Genomic DNA, 18,183 nt, shown 5'->3' with positions numbered 1-18,183 from the left:
TGTCCTGGGCCGACGCCCCGCTGCGGCGGGGCGTTTGGCCCAGGGTGGGCGGCGTGACCTATCCTTGACCCGGCGGCCGCCGTGCCGCGTGCGGTTTCCAGGGGAACCGCAGAGCCCGGGCACGAGCCCAGGCTGAACAGCGACGAAGAGGGACACCGTCTAGTGGACGCGATCGGTATCATCCTGCAGGTCATCCTTGTCATCACGAGCCTGGTGATGGTGCTTCTCGTGCTCCTGCACAAGGGCAAGGGCGGCGGCATGTCCGACATGTTCGGAGGCGGTATCGCCAGCTCGGTCGGTTCGTCCGGCGTCGCCGAGAAGAACTTGAACCGCCTGACGGTGGCCTTCGTGATCGTCTGGGTGCTGACGATCGTGTTGCTGGGCCTCCTCGCCAAGGTCGGCTGACCTCCGGGGAACTCCGCCGGGCACTGAGACAGGGGAAAGACAGTGGCTGGAGCTAGTGCAATCAGGGGATCGCGCGTCGGTGCCGGTCCGATGGGGGAGTCCGAGCGCGGTGACGTGGCCGCGCGGGTGTACGTGTCGTACTGGTGCGCCAACGGCCACGAGACGCGTCCCAGCTTCTCGGACGAGACCGCGATCGAGATCCCGAGCGAATGGGACTGCCCGCGCTGCGGCTTCCCGGCGGGACAGGACCGCGCGAACCCGCCTGCTCCGTCGCGCAACGAGCCGTACAAGACGCACCTCGCCTACGTGAAGGAACGTCGCTCCGAGGAGGACGGCGAGGCCCTCCTCGACGAAGCACTCGCAGCGCTGCGCAAGCGCCGCGGCGGCTGAACGACCACCAGGCACGCACAGCAACGGCTGAGGCCGCCGTCCCGCTCGGGACGGCGGCCTCAGTCGTTCGCGCTCGTCGGCGGGGTCAGGCGCCGCCCTCGACGGCCTCGGCCGCCTCGCCGGCTGCCGCGGCGTCGACCAGCCAGAGCGTCAGGTCCTGCCCGACGGCGCCCGCGACAGGAGACTCGACGACGGGCGCACCGGAGAGTCCTGCTCGCACGCCCGCCGCCTTCTCGGCGCCGGCCGCGACGATCCACACCTCGCGGGCCCTGCGGATCGCGTCGAACGTGAGCGAGACGCGCAGCGGCGGAGGCTTGGGGGAGTCAGCGACACCCGTCGTCGCGACCCCGCTCACCTCGAGCGCCGGGTGGCCCGGGAAGAGCGATGCGACGTGGTGGTCGGGACCCATGCCGAGCATGAGCACGTCGAACTGCGGGGCTGCGTCCCCGGGCTCGGCGAAGCGCGCGAGCTCGGCAGCGTAATCGCGGGCAGCGTCGTCCTCGGTGAACGCGGGATCCTCTGGCCGCGCTGCCGGCATCGCGTGCACGTTGCCGGCCGGCAGGGTCGGCAGGTGGTCGAGGAGGGCGTCGCGGGCCTGCTGGACGTTGCGGTCGGCGTGCCCCTCGGGGACGAAACGGTCGTCGCCCCACCACAGGTGCACCGCACCCCAGTCGACGGCGTCGCGCACCGGGTGCGCCGCGACGTCGGCGAGCACCTTGATGCCGACCGTGCCGCCCGTGAGGACGACGTGCACGGGTGTGCGCACCGACTGGAGGTCGAGCAGGCGTGTCAGCAGACGCGACGCGGTCGCCTGGGCGAGGACCTCGGCGTCCGGGTGGACGACGACGCGACGCGCGCTCATGCGCGGATCCTCTCGAGACCGCGCGTGAGGACCTCGCCGTACATCTCGTCGGGGTCGAGGCGCCGCAGCTCCTCCGCGATGCACTCGTGGAGCTGGCGCACGGGGAGCGCGATCCGGTGGTCCGGCTGACCCGTCTGGGAGAGCGTCGCGACCTTGCCGCTCGGCCGCGACAGCGAGATCTGGCCGGAGGGCCGCTCGAGCGTGATGCGGGTGACGGCCTGCGCACCGGGCGTCCGGCGGATCTCGACCTCGGTGTCGAGCGCGTGGCCGAGCCACGCACCGAGCAGGTCGACTGACGAGTGGTCCGGCACGCCCTCGACGACGACCTTCTCGACGGGCTCGAACGGCGGCTGGTCGAGCGTCGCGGCGATGAGGCCGCGCCAGATCGTCGAGCGGGTCCACGCGAGGTCGGTGTCGCCCGGCGTGTACGCCTGGGCGAGGCGGCGCAGCGTGCCGCACGGGTCGGCGCTCGAGTACGAGTCGGTGATCCGGCGGCTCGCCATCGCCCCGACGATGTCCTTCGCCGGGTGCGCGGGAGCCTCGTGCGGCCACCACGCCACGATCGGGGCGTCCGGCAGCAGGAGCGGCATGATGAGCGTGTCAGCGTGCTCCATGGTCGACGCGGGGCCCTTGAGGACGACGACCTCGCTCGCGCCCGCGTCCCCGCCGAGGCGGATCTGCGCGTCGAGCGAGTTCTCCGACGTGCCCGTGGTCGACGCCAGCACGATGATGCGGCACGGGTGCTCGCGCGACGCGTCGTTCGCGGCGTCGATCGCCTCGTCGGCGTCCTGCTCGTCCGTGATGATCAGGAGCGTGAGCACGCGGCCGAGGGCGACCGCGCCGCCCTCCTGGCGCAGCTTGATGAGCTTCTTGGCGACCGTGCTGGTGGTCGTCTGGGGAAGGTCGATGATCACTGGTGCTCCTGTGTCGGGAGGTGCGGTGCGAGCGTGCGGGTCGGGGACGGCGCGGGCCTCACGGGCGCCGCCAGGCGCGTCCGTCGCGCGCGAGCATCTCGTCGGCGCTCGCTGGGCCCCACGTGCCGGAGCGGTACGGGTCGGGCCTCCCGGAGGCGGCCCACACGTCGAGGATCGGGTCGAGGATCTTCCACGAGAGCTCGACCTCCTCGTGGCGCGGGAACAGCGGCGGCTCGCCGAGCAGCACGGAGAGGATCAGACGCTCGTAGGCCTCGGGGGAGGACTGCGTGAACGCGTGCCCGTACCCGAAGTCCATCGTGACGTCGCGGACCTCCATGGCCGTGCCGGGGACCTTGGCGCCGAAGCGGATCGTGACGCCCTCGTCCGGCTGGACGCGGATGACGATCGCGTTCTTGCCGAGCTCGGACGTCTCCGTCGAGTCGAACGGTAGGTGCGGGGCCGACTTGAAGACGACGGCGATCTCGGTGACGCGACGACCGAGCCGCTTGCCGGCGCGCAGGTAGAACGGGACGCCCGCCCAGCGGCGGTTGTCGATGTCGACGCGGATCGCGGCGAACGTCTCCGTCGTCGACTCGGGGTCGGTGCCGTCCTCGTCGAGGTAGCCCTTGACCTCGGCGCCGGCCTGCCAGCCGGCGGTGTACTGGCCGCGTGCCGTGTGCCGTTCGAGGTCCTCGGGGAGGGTGACCGCGTTGAGGACCTTGATCTTCTCCGCGATGAGGTCCTCTGCGGCGAACGACGCCGGCTCCTCCATCGCCGTGAGGGCGAGGAGCTGGAGCAGATGGTTCTGGATGACGTCGCGCGCGGCGCCGATGCCGTCGTAATACCCGGCGCGGCCACCGATGCCGATGTCCTCGGCCATCGTGATCTGGACGTGGTCGACGTAGTGGTTGTTCCAGATGGGCTCGTACATCTGGTTCGCGAACCGCAGCGCGAGCAGGTTGAGGACCGTCTCCTTGCCGAGGTAGTGGTCGATGCGGAACACGGACTCCGGCTCGAACACCTCGGAGACGACGTCGTTGAGCTCGCGTGCGGTCTCGAGGTTGTGCCCGAACGGCTTCTCCACGACGACGCGGCGCCACGGGTTCTCGGCGCCGTCGCCCTCGTCCGTGCGGGACAGGCCCGAGCGGGAGAGCTGGCGGCACACGACGGGGAAGGCGCTCGGCGGCACCGACAGGTAGAAGGCGTGGTTGCCGCGGGTGCCCCGTTCGATGTCGAGCTCGTGGACGGTCTGCGCGAGGCGTTCGAACGCCTCGTCGTCGTCGAACGAGCCCTGGACGAAGCGGATGCCCTCGGAGAGCTGCGCCCACGTCTCCTCGCGGAACGGGGTGCGCGCGTGCTCCTTGACGGCGTCGTGCACGACCTTGGCGAAGTCCTGGTCGTCCCAGTCGCGGCGCGCGAAGCCGGTCAGCGCGAAGCCCGGCGGCAGGAGGCCGCGGTTGGACAGGTCGTAGACCGCCGGCATGAGCTTCTTGCGGGCGAGGTCGCCCGTGACGCCGAAGATGACGAGGCTGCACGGTCCCGCGATGCGGGGCAGGCGCAGGTCGCGTGCGTCCCGAAGCGGGTTGTTCTCGGCGCTCACCACGGCAGGGCTCACTGGCCGTCCTCCTGGGGTTCGGTCCTGGCGGGTGTCGGGGCCCGCGACCGAGGTCTGCGGGCCCGTCCGGCTCACCGGGAACGGTTCGACGCCCACGCGCTCGAGACGGTCGGCGGCCTCGTCCGGACCGGGCGGTCCGAGCGTGGCTGCGACGCGCGCCAGGGCGCGGGGCAGGGCTGACGTGATCGTATCCACGCCGCAGGGCGTGGTGCGACCGTGTTCCACGGACGGGTCAAGGGACTTGTGGGGCACCGCGTCAGCGGGGCCGCGTGACGGGACGGGAACGGCGCCGGCGGCGCGTCCCGGTGCCCTGAGACGGCTGTGGGCGCCGCAAGAGCGGCGCCCACAGCGTGGTCGGGTCGGGTCGTCAGGCCTGGGCGGCCTGGACCGACGCGAGGGACTCCTTGGCGTGCGCGACGACGTTCTCGGCGGTGAAGCCGAACTCCTCGAAGAGCTTCTCCGCGGAGGCGGAGGCGCCGTAGTGCTCGAGGCTGACCGCGCGGCCGTGCTCGCCCAGGTAGCGGTACCAGGAGAGCGCGAGGCCCGCCTCGACGGAGACGCGGGCGCGGACGGACGACGGGATGACCGACTCGCGGTACGCGGCGTCCTGCTCCTCGAACCACTCGAGGCAGGGGAGCGACACGACGCGCGTGGGGACGCCCTCGGCCTCGAGGGCCTCGCGAGCGGCGACGGCGACCTGGACCTCGGAGCCCGTGGCGAGCAGCAGCACCTCGGGTGCGCCGTTCGACGCGTCGAGGAGCGTGTACGCGCCGCGCGCGACGCCGTCGGCCGTGGCGTAGCCCTGCTCGCCGCGCGGGAACGTCGGGACGTTCTGGCGGGTGAGGATCAGGCCGACGGGGCCGTTGTCACGCTCGAGGATCGCCTTCCATGCCTGGGCGGTCTCGTTGGCGTCCGCGGGGCGGACGATCGAGAGGCCCGGGATCGCGCGGGTCGCCGCGAGGTGCTCGACCGGCTGGTGGGTCGGGCCGTCCTCGCCGAGGCCGATCGAGTCGTGCGTCCACACGTACGTCGCCGGGGTGTTCATGAGGGCGGCGAGGCGGACGGCGCCGCGCATGTAGTCGCTGAACTGGAAGAACGTGCCACCGTAGGGGCGCGTCAGGCCGTGCAGGGCGATGCCCGAGAGGATCGCGCCCATGCCGTGCTCGCGGATGCCGAAGTGCAGCGTGCGGCCGTACTGGTCGCCGGCGAACTCGTGGCTCGAGCGGTGCGCGGGGATGAACGATGGCTGCCCGTTCATGGTCGTGTTGTTCGAGCCGGCGAGGTCGGCAGAGCCGCCCCAGAGCTCGGGCAGGGTGTCGGCGAGAGCCGTGAGGATCTTGCCGGACGCGGCGCGCGTCGCGACGGAGGAGCCGGCCTCGAAGACGGGGAGCGCGGAGTCCCAGCCCTCGGGCAGCTCACGGGCGGCGAGGCGGTCGAGCAGCGCGGCGCGCTCGGGGTTGGCGGCTCGCCACTCGGCTACCTTCGCGTCCCACTCGGCGTGCAGCGCCTTGCCGCGCTCCTGGAGCTCGCGCGTGTGCGCGATGACCTCGGGCTCGACGTCGAACGACGTGTCGGTCTTGAAACCGAGGAGCTCCTTGAGCGCCGCGATCTCCGTGCCGCCGAGCTTCGAGCCGTGCGACGCGTGATCGTTCTGCTTCGTGGGCGACGGCCACGCGATGATCGTGCGCAGGCGGATGAACGACGGCTTCGTGGTCTCGGCGACGGCGGCGGCGATCGCGGCGTCGAGCGCCTCGATGTCCTCCTCGTAGCCGTTCTCGCCCTTGATCCAGTCGACGGTCTGGACGTGCCAGCCGTACGCCTCGTAGCGGGCCGCGACGTCCTCGGTGAACGCGATCGAGGTGTCGCCCTCGATCGAGATGCGGTTGTCGTCCCAGATGACGACGAGGTTGCCGAGCTCCTGGGTGCCGGCGATCGAGCAGGCCTCGGAGGTCACGCCCTCCTGGAGGTCGCCGTCGGACGCGAGCACGAAGACGCGGTGGTCGAACGGGCTCTCACCGGGGGCGGCGTCCGGGTCGAGGAGGCCGCGCTCACGGCGCTGGGCCATCGCCATGCCGACCGCGGACGCGAGGCCCTGTCCGAGCGGGCCGGTCGTGATCTCGACGCCCTTGGTGTGGTGCACCTCGGGGTGGCCCGGCGTCAGGCTGCCCCACGTGCGCAGCGCCGCGATGTCGTCGATCTCGAGGCCGAAGCCGCCGAGGTAGAGCTGGATGTACTGCGTGAGGCTCGAGTGGCCGCAGGACAGGACGAAGCGGTCGCGTCCGATCCACCCGGTGTCGGTGGGGTCGTGGCGCAGCCAGTTCTGGTAGAGCAGGTAGGCCACCGGCGCGAGGGAGATAGCAGTCCCGGGGTGCCCGTTGCCGACCTTCTCGACCGCGTCGGCGGCGAGGATGCGTGCCGTGTCGACGGCGCGGCGGTCGAGGTCGTTCCAAGGCAGGGGACGTGCGGGGGTGAACGTGTTCACCGAACCTCTTTTCCGCCCCGGTGACTCGTCGTGCCGGGGCATCGTGGGATGCGACAGAACTCCTGTGTCGGCGTCGAGGTCTCTCCGGTCCGCTGCGTCGCGCGCACGAGAGCCGGGGTCCTCGGGGCGCGCATCGCGCCCAGGGAGTGAATGTGAACGCTCACTCTCGGGCGGCAGGACGCAGGCCCCGCTCCGGACCGACGTGGCAAGCCTAACGTTCGGGCCGTCCGGAGGGGCGGATGACCACCACGTGAGCGTCGGCGTGGACGGGATTCTCCTGTGGCACAGGCAACGGGCCTGCCACCTGCCACGGCGCGCGGGAAGCACTACCATGGAGTGACCTGCGCCGTGCGGGACCTAAGGCCGGGCCCCACCGGAACAGGGACCGCGCGCGCCTGCCCTGGCAGGCGCCGGCGCACTGACGAGGAACGGATACCAGACCAGCGTGCACCACTCGACGGCTTCACGGCCCAGCGACGTCGCCAACCCCGCGGAGAGCGCCGGCTGGCGCGCCACCGTCGGCGCGTACGTCTCCCTGACGAAGCCGCGCATCATCGAGCTGCTCCTCGTGACCACGGTGCCGACGATGTTTCTCGCCCAGGGCGGCCTCCCGTCGCTCGCGCTCATGCTGCACACGCTCTGCGGCGGCGCGCTGGCCGCTGCGAGCGCGAACGTCTTCAACTGCTACATCGACCGTGACATCGACGAGCTCATGGTCCGCACCCGCAAGCGGCCGATGGTCACGGGCGCGATCTCCGGGCGAGCAGCCCTCACGTTCGGCACCGCGCTCGGCGTGGCCGCGCTGCTGTGGCTCGGCCTCGGCGCCAACTGGCTCTCGAGCCTGCTCGCAGGCGCCGCGATCCTTCTCTACGTGGTCTTCTACACGCTGATCCTCAAGCGCCGCACGTCGCAGAACATCGTGTGGGGCGGCGTCGCCGGCTGCATGCCGGTCCTCATCGGGTGGTCCGCGGTGGCGGGTCGCCTCGACTGGGCGCCTGTCGCGCTGTTCGGCGTCGTGTTCTTCTGGACGCCGCCGCACTACTGGCCGCTGTCGATGAAGTTCCGCAAGGACTACGCGAACGCGGGGGTGCCGATGCTCCCCGTCGTCGCGTCCGACCGTCGCGTCGCGGGGGAGATGATCGCCTACACCGTCGCGATGATCGCGTGCTCGCTCGTCCTCGTCCCGCTGAGCACGCTCGGCTGGGTCTACGGGATCAGCGCGGTCGCGCTCGGCGCCTGGTTCCTCGCGGACTGCGTGACCCTGCTGCGACGCACGGTCGACCCGTCGCGCGGCAAGCCCAAGGCGATGCGTGTCTTCCACGCGTCCATCACGTACCTCACGCTGCTGAGCCTCGCCGTCGTCGTCGACGTGCTGCTCCCGTTCTGACGCGCCCTCGCCGCTTCCCGCGGCGCAGGCCAGGATCGGCGTAGCCTGGCGCCCATGACCGACGACGCCGCCCGTGCGACCGGCGCCGACGCACTTGTCGAGGTGCCGCCCGGTCTCGACCGCGCCGTCCGGCAGTACCTCGCGCACCTGCGCGTCGAGCGTGGCCTGTCGCCGAACACCCTCGCGGCCTACCGGCGCGACCTCGAGCGCCACGTCGCCTTCCTCGCCGACCGCGGCGTCCAGACGCCCGACAGCGTGACCCCGGAGGACCTCGAGGCGTACGTGGCCGCGGTGCGCACCGGGGGCGACGGCGGCACGACGCTCTCGGCGTCGTCGACCGCCCGCTCGATCGCGGCCGTGCGAGGCTGGCTGCGGTTCTGCGAGCTCGAGGGAACGGTGCGCGTCAACCCGGCCACCGCGCTGCGCCCACCCGCGCAGCCGCGACGCCTGCCGAAGGCGATCAGCGTCGAGGACGTCACACGCATCATCGAGGCGGCAGGCACCGGCGACGGGCCCGTGCCGCTCCGCGACCGCGCTCTCCTCGAGCTCGTCTACTCGACCGGCGCGCGCATCTCGGAGGCGGTCGGTCTCGTCGTCGACGACCTCGACCTGACGCGGGGAGCAGCGAGCGTTCGGCTCTTCGGCAAGGGCCGCAAGGAGCGCATCGTCCCGCTGGGCTCGTACGCGTGCGACGCGATCGAGGCCTACCTCGTGCGAGCGCGGCCAGCGCTCGCCAGCGCGGGCAGGGGAGTCCCCACCGTGTTCCTCAACACGCGCGGCAACCCGCTTTCCCGGCAGAGTGCGTGGGCCGTGCTGCGCAGCGCGTCCGAACGTTCAGGCATCGAGTCGCCCGAACGGGTGTCTCCCCACACGCTGCGGCACTCGTTCGCGACGCACCTGCTCCAGGGCGGTGCGGACGTGCGGGTCGTCCAGGAGCTCCTGGGGCACGCCTCGGTGACGACGACGCAGATCTACACGCTCGTGACGCCGGACGCCCTGCGTGAGATGTACGTCGCGGCACACCCGCGCGCGCTCGGGCGCAGATGAAGCGGGCCGCCGGGGTGCGCTGCGATACCGTAGGCACGTGAACAGCCAGGCCCAGAACCCCGTCCTCTCGGCAACCCTGGACGCCGTGGGTCGGCCTCTGCCCGTCTTCCGGGCGCCCGCCCCGCTCGCGAGCCACGGCCCGGCGCGCATCATCGCGATGTGCAACCAGAAGGGCGGCGTCGGCAAGACGACGACGACCATCAACCTCGCGGCCGCGCTCGCCGAGTACGGCCGCCGCGTGCTCATCGTCGACTTCGACCCGCAGGGCGCCGCGTCCGTGGGCCTGGGCATCAACGCGCACGAGCTCGACCAGACGATCTACAACCTGCTCATGGAGCGGGGGGCGGACATCCGGTCGATCATCCGGCAGACCGCTGTCGAGAACCTCGACCTGCTGCCCGCTAACATCGACCTGTCCGCCGCGGAGGTCCAGCTCGTCGGCGAGGTCGCCCGTGAGAACGTCCTCGCGCGGGTGCTGCGTCCGGTCCTCGACGACTACGACGTCGTGCTGATCGACTGCCAGCCGTCGCTCGGCCTGCTCACCGTCAACGCCCTGACCGCGGCGCACGGCGTCGTCATCCCGCTCGAGTGCGAGTTCTTCGCGCTCCGCGGCGTCGCGCTGCTCATCGAGACGATCGACAAGGTTCGCGACCGCCTCAACCCGCGCCTCGAGGTCGACGGCATCGTCGCGACGATGTATGACCCGCGCACGCTGCACTCCCGCGAGGTCGTCCAGCGCGTCCACGAGGCGTTCGGCGACCGGCTCATGCACACGGTCATCGGCCGCACGGTGAAGTTCCCGGACGCGTCGGTCGCGGCAGAGCCGATCACGACGTACGCGCCTCACCACTCGGGTGCGGCGGCGTACCGCCAGCTCGCTCGTGAGCTCGTCGCGCGTGGCGACGCCGCCTGACGCGACCGGAGCGGCCGCGTCCCAGCCCGCACCGGCAGGCACCTTCGAGGTTCACCTCGAGAACTTCTCGGGGCCGTTCGACCTGCTGCTGTCGCTCATCGCGAAGCACCGGCTCGACATCACCGAGGTGGCGCTCGCGCGCGTGACGGACGAGTTCATCGCCTACATCCGCGCAGCCGAGAGCGCGTCGCACGACGGCGCGACGAGCTCGTGGGACCTGAGCACCGCGTCGGAGTTCCTCGTCGTCGCGGCGACGCTGCTCGACCTCAAGGCCGCCCGGTTGCTGCCCACCGGGGACGTCGAGGACGAGGAGGACCTCGAGCTGCTCGAGGCTCGCGACCTGCTCTTCGCGCGTCTCCTGCAGTACCGGGCGTACAAAGACGTGTCGCGGACGATCGCGGAGCGTCTCGCCGACGAGGGGCGCCGGTTCCCCCGGTCCGTCTCGCTCGAGCCGCAGCACGCGAGCCTGCTGCCCGAGCTCGTGTGGACGCTCGGACCTGAAGGGCTCGCGGCGATCGCTGCGAAGGCGCTGCGCCCGCAGGCGCCGCCGCCCGGCGTCGATCTGTCGCACCTGCACGCGCCGGCGGTCAGCGTGCGCGAGCAGGCAGCGATCGTCGTCGCGCACCTCAAGCGCCGCGGTACGACGTCGTTCCGCGCCCTCGTGGCGGACGCCGTCGACACCCTGGTCGTCGTCGTGCGGTTCCTCGCGCTGCTCGAGCTGTTCCGCGACGGGAGCATCGCGTTCGACCAGGCGAGCCCGCTCGGCGACCTGACGGTCCGCTGGGTCGCGGGGGACAGGGAGGCCGACGTGTCATCGATCGACGAGTTCGAGGGGGCGCCCGTGCCGGTCGTCGCCGGAGCGCAGGAGGACGAGTCATGAGCGAGACCGACGCCGGAGGGGCAGACGCGCTGGAGGGGGAGGTGCCACCTGCGCCCGGCACGGACGGTCAGGTCGACGTGCGCGACCTCCCGGGCGGCCTGCGGGGCGCGCTCGAGGCGGTGCTGATGATCGTCGACGAGCCTGTCTCCGTCGAGCGGCTCGCCCAGGTGACGGGTGTCCCGGTCGTCGAGGTCGCCGTGACGCTCGACACGATGGTCGCGTCCTACCGCGACGAGCAGCGCGGCTTCGAGCTGCGCCAGGTCGGGGGAGGGTGGCGCGTCTACTCTGCGCCGGCGTTCGCCGACGTCGTGGCGCAGGTCGTCCTCGAGGGGCAGACTGCCCGCCTCACGCAGGCGGCGCTCGAGACTCTCGCCGTCGTCGCCTACCGTCAGCCGGTCACGCGCGGGCAGGTTTCGGCGGTGCGCGGTGTGAACGTCGACGGCGTCATGCGTACCCTGGTAGCACGAGGCCTGGTCGCGGAGGTCGGGACAGAGCCCAGCGGGGCCCATCTCTACGGCACGACCGCCTCGTTCCTCGAGCGCATGGGATTCACCTCGCTCGACCAACTTCCGCCGCTCGCGCCCTACCTGCCGGACATCGACGGTCTCGACGACCTCGGCCCGCAGACCCGCGTGACGACGGTCCCCGGTGAGCCCAGCTCGCCGACCAGCATGAAGGAGCAGCAGTGAGCAGCAGCGGGAACGGCCGTGGCGGTCGTCAGAACGGTGCAGGACGGTCTCGCGGCCAGGGCGGCGGCCAGCCCGCGCGGGGCGGCACGGGCGGGCGGCCGCAGGCCGGACGCGGCGCAGCCCGCGGCCCCGCACGTGGTGCGCGCAACGAGCCTCCGCGCGGAGCGCGCCCCGAGGCCGCCCGCCGGGAGCCGCGCGAGGCGAAGCCCGACATCGACGTGCACACCGCGGACGGCGTGCGTCTGCAGAAGGTGCTCGCCCAGGCGGGCCTCGGCTCGCGCCGCGCGTGCGAGCAGCTGATCGAGCAGGGCCGCGTCGAGGTCGACGGTCAGATCGTCCTCGAGCTCGGCGTGCGCATCGACCCGAACGTGCAGTCCGTGCACGTCGACGGCTTGCGCATCCAGCTCGACGACTCGAAGATCACGATCATCTTCAACAAGCCGCTCGGCGTCGTCTCCTCGATGGACGACCCGGAGGGGCGCCCCTGCCTCGCGGACTTCTTCAAGAACCGCTCCGAGCGTCTCTTCCACGTCGGTCGTCTCGACCAGGACAGCGAGGGCCTGCTGATCCTCACGAACGACGGCGAGCTCGCCAACCGTCTGACGCACCCCAAGTACGGGATCGCGAAGACGTACCTCGTCGAGGTCGAGGGTCGTGTCACGCCGCGTGTCGGTGACGCGCTCGTCCACGGTGTCGACCTCGACGACGGCCTCGCTCGCCTCGACCGCTACCGGGTCGTCGACTCGACGCCGCAGGCGAGCCTCGTCGAGGTGATCCTGCACGAGGGGCGCAACCGCATCGTGCGTCGCATGTTCGACGCGGTGGGCCACAAGGTCACGCGCCTCGTGCGCGTCCAGATGGGCCCGATCCGTCTGAACGACCTGCCGCCGGGCCGGCACCGCGTGCTCGGCAAGACCGAGCTCGGCACGCTGATGTCCGCCGTCGGCCTCTGACGCGCACGTCCCTGGACCACCACTGATGGAGAGCACGAGCATGCAGCACGAGGAGCGCCACCCCGTCGTCATCGCGGTCGACGGACCGTCCGGGTCAGGCAAGTCGAGCGTGTCCAAGGCGGTGGCCCGCCGTCTCGGCCTCGCGTACCTCGACACGGGTGCGACGTACCGCGCGGCGACCTGGTGGTGCCTGCACCTCGGTCTCGACCTCGCCGACCGTGACGCGGTCGCCGAGGCCGTGCGCACGATGCCGCTCGAGATGGGCGTGGACCCGTCGGTCGAGTCGGTGCTCATCGACGGGCACGACGTCCGTGAGGACATCCGCACGACCCGGATCTCGGAGAAGGTCAGCGCGGTCGCGACGAACCTCGAGGTCCGCGCCGAGCTCGGCCGTCTGCAGCGTGCGCTGATCGACGCGCAGAAGGCCGTCGGCAGCTTTTCGGGCGGCCGTGGCGTCGTCGCGGAGGGACGTGACATCACGACCGTCGTCGCTCCCGACGCCGACGCGCGCGTCCTGCTCACCGCGAGCGAGGAGGCGCGCCTCGCACGTCGCGCGCTCGAGCTGCATGGTGATGCTGGCACGGAGGCCGTCGAGGCGACCAAGGACCAGGTGCTGCGGCGCGACCGTGACGACTCGACCGTCGTCGAGTTCCAGGTCGCGGCTGACGGCGTCGTGACGGTCGACTCGTCCGACCTCGACTTCGAGCAGACGATCCAGGCGGTGCTCGACGTCGTCGCGCAGGTCGCGGGGGTGCGCGAGGTCGCGCCGGCAGACACGTCCACCGTCCTGTGAGCACGGCGGCGTCCCTGCGTGCAGCGCGCCGGGCCACGCCGCTCGGCTGGCTGTTGTCGCGGGTCGTCTGGCGTACCCGCGTCGTGGGCGCCGAGAACATGCCGGCCGAGGGCCCGGTCATCGTCGCGGCCAACCACACGGGTGTCATCGATGGTCCCATCGTGTTCGGCGTGAGCCCGCGGCCCGTGCACATGATGATCAAGGCGTCGATGTTCCGAGGGCCGATCGGCTCGTTCCTGCGGTGGTCGGGTCAGATCCCGGTCGACCGCGAGAACGGTCGCCCAGCGCTCGCCGCAGCGCTATCGGTGCTCAAGCGCGGTGACGTCGTCGGGATCTTCCCGGAGGGGCGCCGCGGGCGCGGCGACCTGTCGGAGGTGCGCGGGGGCGTGGCGTGGCTCGCGCTCGCGTCCGGGGCTCCCGTCGTTCCCGCTGCCGTCCTCGGGACGCGGCGGACGGGCGAGGGGGCAGGTCGGCTGCCCGGCTTCCGGCGTCGTCTGTTCGTCCTGATCGGTGAGCCCGTCTCGATGGAGCGTGCGCCGGGCACGACCGGGAAGCAGGCACAGGAGCAGTATGCGCAGCTCGTCGCGAACGCACTGAAGGCCACGGTCGAGGCTGCGGTCGAGCTCTCGGGCATCGCGCTCCCGCTGGACGACCCGGGTGCTGTGGCACCCGGACGCGGGACGGCCGTCCAGGCGGACTGACGTCCTGCGTGAGCGTCACCCGGGGTGGTGTGACCGAGCAGGTCGCGGCGATGGTCGCCCCGGGCGCGCAAGCCTGGGATGATAGGGCCATGACTTCGCCCGACGAGACCCGGCCCGACGCTGCCCTCACGCACCAGGACACCGACGAGACCGCGGCTGTCGCCGACCAGGTGCCCGCGTACTCCGAGGATGCCGAGGCCGACGCCGCGCGCGAGGAGATGCTCCGCAGCGGCCTCGCCGACTACGAGCTCGGTGAGGACGACCTGGCTCTCCTCGACCTCGACGAGGACGACCTGGACGACCTCCACGGGCCCGCTGCGCTTCCCGTCCTCGCGGTCGTCGGTCGCCCGAACGTCGGCAAGTCGACCCTGGTCAACCGCATCATCGGCCGGCGCGAGGCCGTCGTCGAGGACAAGCCGGGCGTGACCCGCGACCGCGTGTCGTACCAGGCCGAGTGGTCGGGCCGGCAGTTCACTCTCGTCGACACGGGCGGCTGGGAGACCGACGTCATGGGCATCGACGCCTCGGTCGCCAAGCAGGCCGAGATCGCGATCGACCTCGCCGACGCCGTGCTGTTCGTCGTCGACGCGACCGTCGGACCGACGGCGACCGACGAGCATGTCGTGCGTCTGCTGCGCCGAGCGAAGAAGCCCGTCGTGCTGTGCGCCAACAAGGTCGACGGCCCACGCTCCGAGGCGGACGCGACCGAGCTGTGGAGCCTCGGCCTCGGCGAGCCGCACCCCGTGTCGGCGCTGCACGGCCGTGGCACGGGCGACCTGCTCGACGCCGCGATGAAGGCGCTGCCGACCGAGACGGCTCATGGCGTCGCCCGTGCGGACGGCCCCCGACGGGTCGCGCTCGTCGGGCGCCCGAACGTCGGCAAGTCTTCCCTGCTCAACAAGGTCGCGGGCTCGAACCGCGTCGTCGTCGACGAGCTCGCGGGCACGACGCGCGACCCGGTCGACGAGCTCATCGAGCTCAAGGGCGTGCCGTGGTGGTTCGTCGACACCGCCGGTATCCGGCGCCGCGTGCACCAGACGTCCGGTGCCGACTTCTACGCGTCGCTGCGCACCCAGGCCGCGATCGAGAAGGCTGAGGTCGCCGTCGTGCTCGTCGACGCCTCCGTGCCGATGACGGAGCAGGACACGCGCGTCATCCAGCAGGTCGTCGACGCGGGCCGCGCCCTCGTCATCGCGTACAACAAGTGGGACCTCATGGACGAGGACCGCCGCAAGTACCTCGAGCGTGAGATCGAGAAGGACCTCGTCCAGATCCAGTGGGCGCCGCGCGTGAACCTCTCGGCGAAGACCGGCTGGCACGCGGAGAAGTTGGTGCCGGCGCTCGAGCACTCCCTCGAGAACTGGGAGCGGCGCATCCCGACCGGCCGTCTCAACGCGTTCCTCGGCGAGCTCGTGGCCGCGCACCCGCACCCGCTGCGCGGCGGCAAGCAGCCGCGCATCCTGTTCGCGACCCAGGTCTCGACGCGCCCGCCGCGCTTCGTGATCTTCGCGTCCGGCTTCATCGAGGCGGGCTACCGTCGCTTCGTCGAGCGTCGCCTGCGCGAGACCTTCGACTTCGAGGGCACGCCGATCGAGATCTCGGTGCGCGTGCGCGAGAAGCGCAAGCGCTGACCCGACGAACTGCCGGCACGAATGTGCGCGATCTGCTGCTCTGGGCAGCAGATCGCGCACATTCTCGCTTCCGGGGGCGGGTGCTAGGATCGCTGGATGAGCAGGGACGGGCACACGGGGCACGATCACGGGGCAGGGCTCGATCCCGCTGACCAGCGGGGCCGCCTGACCGTCGCGTTCACTGTCACGGCGACGATCCTCCTCGCTCAGGCGGTCGGGGCGGTGCTCACGGGCAGCCTCGCGCTCCTCGTCGACACGGCGCACATGCTCACCGACACCGCCGGGCTCGGCATGGCCCTCGGCGCCGCCGCACTCTCGGCCAGGCCCGCGACGTCGCGCCGGACGTGGGGCTGGCGCCGGATCGAGGTCGTCGCTGCCGCCGCGCAGGCGACGCTCCTGCTCGTCGTCGGCGTGTACGTGCTCGTCGAGGGCGTGCAGCGGTTCTTCGACCCGCCCGAGGTGCCGTCGACCGAGCTGCTCGTCTTCGGCGTCATCGGCCTGGTCGGCAACCTGGTGTCGATCGCGGTGCTCGCCGGTGGGCGACGGTCGAGCTTCAACATGCGGGCCGCGTTCCTCGAGGTGCTCAACGACGCCCTCGGGTCCGTCGCGGTGATCGTTGCTGCGATCCTCATCCGGACCACGGGATGGCTGCAGGCCGACGCGGTCGCCGGCCTCGTCATCGGTGCGCTCATCCTGCCGCGTGCGCTGCGGCTCCTGCGGGAGACGGGCGACGTGCTCCTCGAGTCCGCGCCGCCCGGCCTGGACCTCGACGACGTCCGCGCGCACATGCTCGAGGTCGAGCACGTGCTCGACGTGCACGACCTGCACGCCTCGCTCGTCGCGACCGGCCTGCCGGTGATCTCCGCGCACGTCGTGGTGGAGGACTCGTGCTTCGCGGACGGGCACGCGCCGCGCATCCTCGATGCGCTCCAGGAGTGCGTCGCGTCCCACTTCGACGTCGCCGTCGACCACTCGACGTTCCAGCTCGAGCCAGCGGGCCACGTGGACCACGAGCACCACCCGTACTGCTGACCAGCGCAGACGGGCGGCCTCACCGTTGATTCTCGAGCGTGCCGCCCACCGTCCCGTCCACGAGGTACCAGGTCACGGAGTACCGGGCGTGCTGCGAGTCCTGCGGCCACCACGCCCCGAACCAGCCTCCGGCGACGCTCGCAACCACCGTTCGCGACTCGGCGCCCGGGCGGTCCACCACGAGCACCACGCGAGCGACCTCGTCCCCGGCATACCCGCCGACCGACGCCCACGTCGGGTCCCAGCTGGAGAAGACCGGTGTCACCTCGTCGGCAGCGGGACGATCCCACGGCCCCTCCGCGCCGATGACGGCTCCCTCGATCGGGAGCTCGGCGTCGCCCGTGCGACGGACGAGGCACGCGGACACAGCCATCTCGGTCCCGGAGGCACGGGCGAACAGGGCATAGACCCAGTCGCCACGCTGCTCGAGGAGCACCGGCTCGGCAGGTGTGCCCTGTTCCTGGGCTCGGACGGAGCAGTGGGCGATCTCGTCGGTGACCTTCGCCGGATCGACCGGCGTGGCCGACGACGTCCAGGTCGCGAAGGCGGTCGAGTCCCCACCCTGCGGCAGGCCGAGGACCATGGCGATGCCGAGGACGAAGCAGGCCGCTGCCAGTAAGGTGCCGCGTGTACGGCGGCGCCGACGTGCGAGGTCGAACGGCAGAGGCTGAGTGTCCTGCTCCTGCTGCGCCCCGGCAGCAGCGGCGTGGTCGTCCGGGATCGCTGCGAGCACGGCCGCGTGCGCGGCGTCGAGGCGGACGGGGTCGAGGGGCTCAGGCCTGGGCGCGAGTGCCGCGAGGCGCGAGTCGACGGAAGTGGCGCTCATGAGGACCTCCTGGTGGCGCTCGGGTTCGCAGGTCCCCCGCACACGTCAGGGACGGGGGGCGGGGAGCCGAGTGCTTCGGCGGCGGTGTCTTCGGCGCCTGAGGCCGGCGACGGGTCGGCTGACTGTGCGGGGCCGTCCACGAGCGTCTCGAGCCGCCGTCGGGCCCGGTGCAGCCGGACGTGAAACGTCGCCGTCGACACGCCGAGCACGGCGGCCGCCTGACCGGGGGAGAGCCCGTCCCATGCGACGAGGAGCAGCGCCTCGCGCTGCTCCTCGCTCAGGGCTGCGAGCCCGCGCAGCATCGTGTCCCGGTCGAGGGCGACGTCGTCAGCGCCCGACGTGGTCGGCCGTGCGACGGCCGCGAGCCGCGCGAGCTCGACGTCGAGCGCGCGCACGCGACGCTCGGACCTCCGCGCGTTCGCGATCGTGTTGCGCGCGACGACGATCAGCCACGGCATCGGCTCGCCGGGCACGTGCTCCAGGCGCCGCCACGCGACGAGGAACGTCTCGGAGACCACCTCCTGGGCCGTGTCAGGGTCGACGTGCCGCATCGCGTACGCCTGGACCCGGGGCGCGCACGTCGCCCACAGGTGGGCGAAGCGTTCGCCCGGCGTCGGCCCGGTCGGGGGAGTGCTCATACCGAGAAGTGTCCGGCTTCGCGCA

18 protein-coding genes are annotated in these 18,183 nt (G+C 71.9%); 12 read left to right on the top strand and 6 right to left on the bottom strand.

Annotation, left to right across the window (positions count from 1 at the left end; all coding sequences use genetic code 11):
* Positions 1–162: 162 nt before the first annotated feature.
* Both secG and ATL41_RS01985 read left to right on the top strand, forming a co-directional pair.
* A complete protein-coding gene (gene secG, locus ATL41_RS01990) occupies positions 163–405 on the top strand; it encodes a preprotein translocase subunit SecG (RefSeq protein ID WP_098456970.1) in 243 nt (80 codons plus the stop codon).
* A gap of 42 nt (positions 406–447) precedes the next feature.
* Positions 448–795 carry an RNA polymerase-binding protein RbpA gene (locus tag ATL41_RS01985; RefSeq protein ID WP_098456969.1) on the top strand — a complete coding sequence of 116 codons (348 nt, stop codon included), beginning with the start codon at positions 448–450 and terminating at the stop codon, positions 793–795.
* An 85-nt stretch (positions 796–880) separates the two neighbouring features.
* Here ATL41_RS01985 and pgl read toward each other — a convergent pair whose 3' ends face one another.
* The 4 genes from pgl to tkt all read right to left on the bottom strand — a co-directional run bounded on the left by pgl (position 881) and on the right by tkt (position 6,710).
* On the bottom strand, positions 881–1,657 hold the full coding sequence (pgl, locus tag ATL41_RS01980; RefSeq protein ID WP_098456968.1) for a 6-phosphogluconolactonase: 777 nt from the start codon (positions 1,655–1,657) through the stop codon (positions 881–883).
* Positions 1,654–2,571 carry a glucose-6-phosphate dehydrogenase assembly protein OpcA gene (opcA, locus tag ATL41_RS01975; protein WP_098456967.1) on the bottom strand — a complete coding sequence of 306 codons (918 nt, stop codon included), beginning with the start codon at positions 2,569–2,571 and terminating at the stop codon, positions 1,654–1,656. Before opcA ends, pgl begins: the two co-directional genes overlap by 4 nt.
* A gap of 58 nt (positions 2,572–2,629) precedes the next feature.
* Positions 2,630–4,186 carry a glucose-6-phosphate dehydrogenase gene (zwf, locus tag ATL41_RS01970; protein WP_098456966.1) on the bottom strand — a complete coding sequence of 519 codons (1,557 nt, stop codon included), beginning with the start codon at positions 4,184–4,186 and terminating at the stop codon, positions 2,630–2,632.
* A 367-nt stretch (positions 4,187–4,553) separates the two neighbouring features.
* Positions 4,554–6,710, bottom strand: a complete 2,157-nt coding sequence (gene tkt / locus ATL41_RS01965; protein ID WP_098456965.1) for a transketolase — start codon at positions 6,708–6,710, stop codon at positions 4,554–4,556.
* Between the two features lie 403 nt (positions 6,711–7,113).
* Between tkt and ATL41_RS01960 the strand changes: the two genes are divergently transcribed.
* The 10 genes from ATL41_RS01960 to ATL41_RS01915 all read left to right on the top strand — a co-directional run bounded on the left by ATL41_RS01960 (position 7,114) and on the right by ATL41_RS01915 (position 16,694).
* On the top strand, positions 7,114–8,055 hold the full coding sequence (locus ATL41_RS01960) for a heme o synthase (protein WP_098456964.1): 942 nt from the start codon (positions 7,114–7,116) through the stop codon (positions 8,053–8,055).
* A gap of 54 nt (positions 8,056–8,109) precedes the next feature.
* On the top strand, positions 8,110–9,102 hold the full coding sequence (locus ATL41_RS01955) for a site-specific tyrosine recombinase XerD (RefSeq protein ID WP_098456963.1): 993 nt from the start codon (positions 8,110–8,112) through the stop codon (positions 9,100–9,102).
* Positions 9,103–9,139: 37 nt separating this feature from the next.
* Positions 9,140–10,015: a ParA family protein gene (locus ATL41_RS01950; protein ID WP_098456962.1), complete on the top strand. Its 876-nt coding sequence runs from the start codon at positions 9,140–9,142 to the stop codon at positions 10,013–10,015.
* Positions 9,999–10,895 carry a segregation and condensation protein A gene (locus tag ATL41_RS01945; protein WP_181010223.1) on the top strand — a complete coding sequence of 299 codons (897 nt, stop codon included), beginning with the start codon at positions 9,999–10,001 and terminating at the stop codon, positions 10,893–10,895. Before ATL41_RS01950 ends, ATL41_RS01945 begins: the two co-directional genes overlap by 17 nt.
* Positions 10,892–11,584 carry an SMC-Scp complex subunit ScpB gene (gene scpB, locus ATL41_RS01940; protein WP_098456960.1) on the top strand — a complete coding sequence of 231 codons (693 nt, stop codon included), beginning with the start codon at positions 10,892–10,894 and terminating at the stop codon, positions 11,582–11,584. The genes ATL41_RS01945 and scpB overlap by 4 nt, the downstream gene beginning before the upstream one ends.
* Positions 11,581–12,537 (top strand): pseudouridine synthase, encoded by a 957-nt coding sequence (locus ATL41_RS01935; protein WP_098456959.1) that lies wholly within the window; start codon positions 11,581–11,583, stop codon positions 12,535–12,537. Before scpB ends, ATL41_RS01935 begins: the two co-directional genes overlap by 4 nt.
* A gap of 25 nt (positions 12,538–12,562) precedes the next feature.
* A complete protein-coding gene (gene cmk / locus ATL41_RS01930; protein WP_245854564.1) occupies positions 12,563–13,330 on the top strand; it encodes a (d)CMP kinase in 768 nt (255 codons plus the stop codon).
* Positions 13,327–14,031, top strand: coding sequence for a lysophospholipid acyltransferase family protein (locus ATL41_RS01925; protein WP_245854562.1), 705 nt, complete (start codon positions 13,327–13,329; stop codon positions 14,029–14,031). The genes cmk and ATL41_RS01925 overlap by 4 nt, the downstream gene beginning before the upstream one ends.
* An 89-nt stretch (positions 14,032–14,120) precedes the next feature.
* Positions 14,121–15,662, top strand: coding sequence for a ribosome biogenesis GTPase Der (gene der / locus ATL41_RS01920; RefSeq protein WP_098456958.1), 1,542 nt, complete (start codon positions 14,121–14,123; stop codon positions 15,660–15,662).
* A gap of 96 nt (positions 15,663–15,758) precedes the next feature.
* Positions 15,759–16,694, top strand: coding sequence for a cation diffusion facilitator family transporter (locus tag ATL41_RS01915; RefSeq protein ID WP_098456957.1), 936 nt, complete (start codon positions 15,759–15,761; stop codon positions 16,692–16,694).
* Positions 16,695–16,713: 19 nt separating this feature from the next.
* On the opposite strand, the gene ATL41_RS01910 is transcribed toward ATL41_RS01915, so the two are convergent.
* Both ATL41_RS01910 and ATL41_RS01905 read right to left on the bottom strand, forming a co-directional pair.
* Positions 16,714–17,520, bottom strand: a complete 807-nt coding sequence (locus ATL41_RS01910) for a hypothetical protein (protein WP_098456956.1) — start codon at positions 17,518–17,520, stop codon at positions 16,714–16,716.
* Positions 17,517–18,158, bottom strand: a complete 642-nt coding sequence (locus ATL41_RS01905) for an RNA polymerase sigma factor (RefSeq protein ID WP_098456955.1) — start codon at positions 18,156–18,158, stop codon at positions 17,517–17,519. Before ATL41_RS01905 ends, ATL41_RS01910 begins: the two co-directional genes overlap by 4 nt.
* Positions 18,159–18,183: the final 25 nt, after the last annotated feature.

The sequence above is a fragment of the Flavimobilis soli genome (genome assembly GCF_002564025.1).
Taxonomy (GTDB): Bacteria; Actinomycetota; Actinomycetes; order Actinomycetales; family Cellulomonadaceae; genus Flavimobilis; species Flavimobilis soli.
Note: the sequence above shows the minus strand (reverse complement) of the source record. Positions and strands in the feature narration are given on the sequence as shown.

Bases quoted from the DNA above. Each gene is read 5' to 3' on its own strand.
- scpB (WP_098456960.1), top strand. From the start codon at position 10,892: ATGAGCGAGACCGACGCCGGAGGGGCAGACGCGCTGGAGGGGGAGGTG.
- cmk (WP_245854564.1), top strand. From the start codon at position 12,563: ATGGAGAGCACGAGCATGCAGCACGAGGAGCGCCACCCCGTCGTCATC.
- der (WP_098456958.1), top strand. From the start codon at position 14,121: ATGACTTCGCCCGACGAGACCCGGCCCGACGCTGCCCTCACGCACCAG.
- ATL41_RS01910 (WP_098456956.1), bottom strand. From the start codon at position 17,520: ATGAGCGCCACTTCCGTCGACTCGCGCCTCGCGGCACTCGCGCCCAGG.
- pgl (WP_098456968.1), bottom strand. From the start codon at position 1,657: ATGAGCGCGCGTCGCGTCGTCGTCCACCCGGACGCCGAGGTCCTCGCC.
- ATL41_RS01955 (WP_098456963.1), top strand. From the start codon at position 8,110: ATGACCGACGACGCCGCCCGTGCGACCGGCGCCGACGCACTTGTCGAG.
- tkt (WP_098456965.1), bottom strand. From the start codon at position 6,710: ATGCCCCGGCACGACGAGTCACCGGGGCGGAAAAGAGGTTCGGTGAAC.
- ATL41_RS01915 (WP_098456957.1), top strand. From the start codon at position 15,759: ATGAGCAGGGACGGGCACACGGGGCACGATCACGGGGCAGGGCTCGAT.
- ATL41_RS01905 (WP_098456955.1), bottom strand. From the start codon at position 18,158: ATGAGCACTCCCCCGACCGGGCCGACGCCGGGCGAACGCTTCGCCCAC.